This window comes from Caloramator sp. CAR-1 (assembly GCF_030546345.1).
Taxonomy (GTDB): Bacteria; Bacillota; Clostridia; order Clostridiales; family Caloramatoraceae; genus Caloramator; species Caloramator australicus.
The window spans coordinates 1-6,669 of sequence record NZ_JAUONW010000049.1 but is presented as its reverse complement, the minus strand read 5'-3'; the positions used below and the strand labels follow the sequence as shown (position 1 = coordinate 6,669).

6 protein-coding genes and 1 pseudogene are annotated in these 6,669 nt (G+C 30.5%); 2 read left to right on the top strand and 5 right to left on the bottom strand.

Annotation, left to right across the window (positions count from 1 at the left end):
• A pseudogene (locus tag Q3V94_RS13215) lies at positions 1–484 on the top strand (IS4/IS5 family transposase); the annotation flags it as partial.
• 180 nt (positions 485–664) lie between these two features.
• Here Q3V94_RS13215 and groES read toward each other — a convergent pair.
• The 5 genes from groES to Q3V94_RS13190 all read right to left on the bottom strand — a co-directional run bounded on the left by groES (position 665) and on the right by Q3V94_RS13190 (position 6,293).
• Positions 665–940 (bottom strand): co-chaperone GroES, encoded by a 276-nt coding sequence (gene groES, locus Q3V94_RS13210; protein WP_008909805.1) that lies wholly within the window; start codon positions 938–940, stop codon positions 665–667.
• A 198-nt stretch (positions 941–1,138) separates the two neighbouring features.
• Complete coding sequence (locus Q3V94_RS13205) at positions 1,139–2,677, bottom strand: hypothetical protein (protein WP_303528432.1); 1,539 nt, start codon at positions 2,675–2,677, stop codon at positions 1,139–1,141.
• Positions 2,678–2,730: 53 nt separating this feature from the next.
• On the bottom strand, positions 2,731–3,588 hold the full coding sequence (locus tag Q3V94_RS13200) for a DNA-3-methyladenine glycosylase (protein WP_303528430.1): 858 nt from the start codon (positions 3,586–3,588) through the stop codon (positions 2,731–2,733).
• Positions 3,589–3,660: 72 nt separating this feature from the next.
• On the bottom strand, positions 3,661–5,562 hold the full coding sequence (locus Q3V94_RS13195) for a glycosyl hydrolase family 18 protein (protein ID WP_303528428.1): 1,902 nt from the start codon (positions 5,560–5,562) through the stop codon (positions 3,661–3,663).
• Positions 5,563–5,636: 74 nt separating this feature from the next.
• Positions 5,637–6,293 (bottom strand): redox-sensing transcriptional repressor Rex, encoded by a 657-nt coding sequence (locus Q3V94_RS13190; protein WP_008909810.1) that lies wholly within the window; start codon positions 6,291–6,293, stop codon positions 5,637–5,639.
• 190 nt (positions 6,294–6,483) lie between these two features.
• Here Q3V94_RS13190 and Q3V94_RS13185 point away from each other — a divergent pair.
• Positions 6,484–6,669: UPF0236 family protein (locus Q3V94_RS13185; RefSeq protein ID WP_303524714.1), on the top strand; the 186-nt coding region annotated here is incomplete at its 3' end.

Sequence of the window (6,669 nt, the reverse complement as noted above, 5' to 3'; positions counted from 1 at the left end):
AAATAAGCGTGGCACTAAGAAACATAATTTAACATCAAAAGGTAATGTCATTTGCGATGCCGGCTTACCTATGCATAAAGATGGTAAACAATATTTTGATTCATATATTAAGCAAAAATTTTGCTGTCCTTTTAGAACTTCCAAGGATGACTCTTTATGTCCTTGTAAGCATGATAAATACTTTAATGGTAAGAAAAACAGAGGCTGTGTAAAATACATAACCATTGGGACTGATTATAGGTCCTCTATAAATCGTGATTCTATATTTTTTAAAAAAATATATAGCCTAAGAACTGAATCAGAAAGATACAATTCTAGATGGAAAAATCTCAATACTGAGCAAGCTTATGTTAGAAATATTAACTCTGTTACTAATCTAAATACAATCGGACATATTTGTCTTTTAACTGTTGCAATTGCTGCCATAAAATCTGGCTGTGTTGATAAATTTAAATCTCTATCGGGATTTAGAAGAATGGCTTAAACAAGCTTTTAAATTAATTTTTAAATCAGCAAATTTTACCAAGGGGGTAGTCTACCCTTTTTGGAGCTCTTTTGTTCTTAATTTAACTTTAATTTAAAGTATTTAAGCTGCCATTCTTAAAAATTGGAACTATTTGACATTAATTATTTTATTTTTTATCAATTATGCTCATCTCTATAATTATTCTATAACTGCAAGAATGTCGCTTAAATTTAATATAGTATATTCTTCTCCATCAAGCTTTACTTCGTTTCCTGAATACTTTGAGAAGATTACCTTATCACCAACATTTAAAACTACCTTGTCATCTCTGTTAACATCTGGACCGATGGCGATAACTTCAGCCATTTGTGGCTTTTCCTTTGCACTTCCTGGTAAAACTATACCGCTCTTTGTAGTTTCTTCAGCTTCAATCTTCTTGATAACAACTCTGTCACCAAGTGGTCTAAGTTTCATCGATACCCCTCCTTACGTATATTTTTATTTTAATGTATATTGGTTACTATGTAATCCTCTTGTTAGCACTCACTCTTATTGAGTGCTAATCACACTTTTAATATTAAAGAATTGGAATAATATTATCAAATTTCTATTATTAAGGCATTTTATTAAAATATGCTTATATAAGAAATTATATTAATTTATCTTATTATTTCACTTATTTTCTTCATTTTGCTCATTTTCTGGTAGTATTCTAATCTCATTAATTTTTGTATAGTTCCTTATAAAGCTAAAATAATCCATTAGTATAGAAAATCTTGAGTATCTAATATCTCGTTTAGTAAAGTCAATTGTAGAATTAATAATATTATTTGATATTTGATAACTAAACCCATCCCTTAAAATTACTCTCCTTGTTTTTTGATATCGTGCTAAAATATCTGAATTTAATTTATCAATGCTAATAGAAACAAAAACTTTACTTTTACCTAACTTCAAAAGCTCCTCAATCCTATCCATGATATAGAGCCTTAATCCTTCATTTTTGTATTCTAAAAGCTCAACGGCATAGTCAAATTTTTTCCCCTTTATGCTTCTGCATATATAATAATCTCCTAAAATTAAAAAGAACAACATTATTAATATTTGCCATTTAAATTCAAAATATAAATTAAAAATTGAAGAAAAGTAAATAAAGAAAGAAAAGGGAACTAATGTTAAATTGATATTATAGTCAAAAATTTCTAAGATCCTGTTTATTCTCTCATCCTTAAAAAGTAGATGAGTAAAATTTAATATATTTGAAATTATAAAATAGTTTATTCCAAAGATTGATAAAAATAATTTAAAATCCCTTTGGTGGGTAACTAAAACAATAATAAAAGAATTTATCAAGGAAAGCGAAAAATCAATAATTAAGTCCTTCTTTAGTCCAACTGAATATAATAGATATTTATATTTTAAAATATCTGTTTGAAGGTTATATAGGAGCCATTCCTTCCCACATAAAAACTCTTTAAAGTTAAACTCATAAATCAAATCCTTATTTAATACAAAAATCTTATCATCATAAGCCTGAATATCCACAAAAGCATCCAATCCAAATTTTTGAGGATATATTATAGTAGAATTTTTCCCATTAAAATCACAAATTAATATCTTATCCTTTTTCCCCGTAATATGAAGGACAAAACTATTTTGGATAATAAAAATCTTGGCAATAATTTCATCCCTGCTTTTATAGTTAATATCCCACCCTTCAATTCGTTTGCCAAAATAGTTTATCTTTATAACTTTAAAATTATTATCCTTATCAAAACCAGCAATGTAAAGGTAATTATCCATAACCAAAAAGGTGCTGGTAAAAAGAAGGTCTGCAATATAAATATTCTTAACTTCATTAAGGTTTTGATTTAAAACCTTAATAACAGAAATATCCGAAACCCTTCCAAGGCAATAAAGGTAATTCCCATAAAAGTGAAAATCAAAGAATACTCCATCCAATAGAAGCCTTTTTTCTTCATCTGATTTTATGTAAACATCCGTTTTTTTATCATAAACCCTATAAAATATCCTTATATTTTTTCTTACTAATCCAAAGCCATCTAAAACCTCTTCTATCACTCTTTTTTCATCATCCTGACAGCAAAACAAACCCTCATGCTTATTGGGTTTATCGAAATAATATATCTTATCTTCATAGAAATCAAAGCTGGTTGGACAAATAGAATCAATTAGTTTAATTTTTTCCATAGATAGCCCCCCTTTTGGAATGCTATCTATAATTATTAACAAACTAAAAAAAATTAAACCCTCTTTTCCCTCGCATAATAAAAAAGATATTGCTGTGCAAAACCTGCTAAATCTCCAAATCTTTGCCTTCCAAATTCTCTAATTCTTTTTAAGCTCACATCAGGGGCAAGATAAAACCTTTGCATTATCCTTTTAACCCAAACATCCACAGGGAAGGCGTCATACTTTTGCATTGAAAAGAGCAAGACACAGTCGGCAACCTTAGGTCCAACTCCCTTAAACTGCAAAAGCTTTTCCTGTGCAGCATCCGTATCAAGGGTCATTATTTCATCTAACCTTATATTTTCTTCGTATATTCTCTTAACAGCCTCATATATGTAAACTGCTCTAAATCCAGTTCCGCACTCTTCAAGCTCATCTATGGAGGCCTCCTTTAATTCTTCTATGCTGGGGAAAGAGTAAAATTCCATATCTTTAAATATAATTTTCTTTCCAAATCTTTTAGATATATTATCAACAGCTTTTTTAATCATGGGGATTCTATTGTTTGCTGAAATTATAAAGGATATCAAGGTTTCAAAGGGCTCCTGATTTAAAAGTCTAATACCATATCCGTGTTCAACGGCCTCTTTTAAAATCTCATCCTCCCTTAGTCTTTCCTTTATTTTTCCATAGTCCCTATCAAGGTCAAAATACTTCCTCCAATAGTCCTCATCCTCCTTTTTTCCTCCCTCTATATAAACGTCGCCATCTTTTTTATACACAAAAGCTACCCTTCCAGATACAACTCCTATATATCCGTTTTCATATTTATTCCATCTAAAGCATTGCCCACACTCAAATATATGTTCAGGCTCAAAATCCGTAGCATTTTTTATAAATAAACCCTTATCATACTCTCTTAACTCCATGTCATCACCTCTTAACCAATTTCTCATCCCTATTATACCTTATGACAAAAAAATAAACCAGGCAAACCTGGTTTATTTAAGCTTCTCCTTTATAATATTCCAAAGGCTTCTATCCTCCCATCCAAGGCTCCATGCTCCAGAACCAGCTAAATCATACTGTCTTATAAAATCAATTCTCCAAGCCATTGAAGTTTCATCCTCAAGCCATACTATATATTTGTATCCGTCTAAATTATATTCAATAACATTTTGCTTTGCCTTATCGTCAAAATAAACTTGTCCACCATACTGATTCATCAACTCATAAGCTTTTTTAGTTGTTATTGCCTGGGAGGATACCACAATATCTGTTGGTTTATTTGCGATGATCTTCATGGCATAGGATTTTGGGATATATCCTATTTTGCCGTCAGCTTCTATCTTATACCAGCTTGTAAGTTCCTCAATCAGTTTATATGAATTGCCTTTTGTTGTGGTTGCAATCTTGGTGCTACTTGTATTTGCATTAACATAAATAGGAACGTTTGTTGAAGTAATAGCTACAGTAACATAGGGATTATTTATCGTTACAGTTTTATAAAGTCTTAAATAAAAGGGAACACCAAGTATCAACTTTTCCTTAGGGATACCCAAATTTAATAACTCCTCAATAGACGACTTAACCCAAGGGAATGATCCTACAGAACCTGGAGTTTTTGATTCCGCAACATGTTCATCATAGGCCATTAATATCATATAGTCTACATAATTGATTAAAGCTGATCTATCATACCATCTTGACCATGTATCTGAAGTTGAAATCCTCGTAACATCTACCGAAACAGCCATATTATATTTTTTAAGTTCAGATGACAAATCCTTTACAAAGGCAGTAAAATGGCCTTTATTTTTCATTCCTAATGCCTCAAAATCTATGTTTATCCCATCCACATCATACTGCCTTGCAAGGGACACTATACTATCTATTACTTTTTTTCTTATCGTAGGATTTGTAAATACCACATAGGCCCTTTCTGCATTAAACTCTGCAAATCTTGGCCAAACCTCATATCCATTCTTATGGGCTCTTTTTACATATTCCAAGTCGGCATTATCAGCCACATAAATGCTTGATGGATTTTTATAATCCCCTTCAATGTCAAACCAAGTCGGCGATAGGACATCAAGTCCTAATTGTGAAGATTTTATATTTACATAATCCGTATCTTCATCGTAGGTATAAATATTTTTTGATCTATTATAAACATACTGCCAAGCTAAAGTTATTTTCTTATTTGGAACATCATTTAATAATTCAACATTATCCTTATGGATATACCCTGCTAAACTTCCCATGATTATTTTAAAATAATCGCCCTCTATTCCAAGAATTTTGTAAACTTCATCCTTTAAAAGCATTCTATCGCTTTGAGTTTCATCGGTTTGCTTTAACATAAATATATCTTCTTTTATTTTGATATATCTTCCAACCAATGGATTTTCTTCTCTATTTGGAGTATAAACTGTAACATAATCCTTATGAATATATCCCTTATTTGTTCTTAAAAAGCTTCCTGATACCCCTATAATCGTTACAATATTACCTCTATAATACTTCCCAACAATTGGACTATTAAGGGAAGGTAACTTCCTTATATTTAAAGTTGAACTCTTAACTATTACTTTATAACTTTTAAATGCTTGTCCACTATTTGAAGAATATATCTTTATATATTTTGAACTATTATAGACATATCCTTTATTAGTCTTAACAAAACTTCCTGACTTTCCTATAACAGTAAAAACTGTCCCCTTAGTATATTTTCCTACTACCTTTGATCTTAAACTTGGAAGACTTCGAATATTGACATAATTAGAAACGACCTGCATCCGATATGGTTTGAAGCTGGCTGCATTTGTTTTTAAGTTGCTAAATTGAAAAACCATTACTACTAAAATAAGAAAAATACTAGTTGTAACCCTTAATATTTTCAATTGCTACATCCCCCTTAAAGATGCAATTTTTCGACAATTAGTTAAGTTTATTATAAAAAAAAATTGGGCCTTAATCAACGCCCAATTTTTTCCTTAAAAAGTTCCGCCTCATTAAGCCTGTAACTTAAAGTTAACAAGCTTTCACTTAAATGAACATTTTCAACTATAACATCGTCAGGAACATTTAAGTCGGTTGGAGCAAAGTTCCATATTGCCTTAATGCCACATTTTACAAAAATATCAGCTATCTTTTGAGCCTGTTCCTTTGGAACACATATTATTCCAATATCCACATGGTTATTTTTCAAAAATTCTTCTAAATTATCAACATCCTGTATAACCTTATCCCTTATGCTAATTCCTATTAGTTTGGGGTTTCTGTCAAATATACCAACTAAGTGAAACCCTAACCTTTCAAAGTTTGTATAATTTGCAACTGCCTGGCCTATGTTTCCCGCTCCAACAATAACGGTATTATAATTTTTATTAAGCCCCAAAATTTTTCCTATCTCCTCATATAATGCCCTTACATTATATCCATAACCCTGTTGTCCAAAATCTCCAAAGTTATTAAGGTCCTGTCTTATTTGAGATGCTGTAAAACCGATTCTCTCTGAAAGCTCCTTTGATGAAATCCTCTCTACGTCATTTCTTAAAAGTTCACCAAGATACCTATAATATTTAGGTAATCTTCTTACAACAGCCATAGAAATCATCGTTTTTTTTCCCATATCATCACCTAACCTATTGTTTATAATTTAACACATAATTCTAAAAATTATAGCACTTTTATTTAATTATATAGCAAATTCATAGTGTAAAATTATTGTAGGACGAAAAAGGACAAAAAATTTAAAAGAGACAACCCCTGTGGTAAAATAAAAAGTGGAAAAAACACAAATCAATAAGGGGGTGTCTCTTTTGAATAATATTATACAACATGATATTATACAACAACATTTAATAAATTTCACTACTAAATTAATAAAAAATGTAGAAGAAATGCTGTCAAAAGAATGGGATTTTACAAAACTTGTTGAGGTAGTTAAAGAATCGACTGATGAACTTGGAAGGAATATAATAAAAGACTTTTTAGAAGAATTAGAT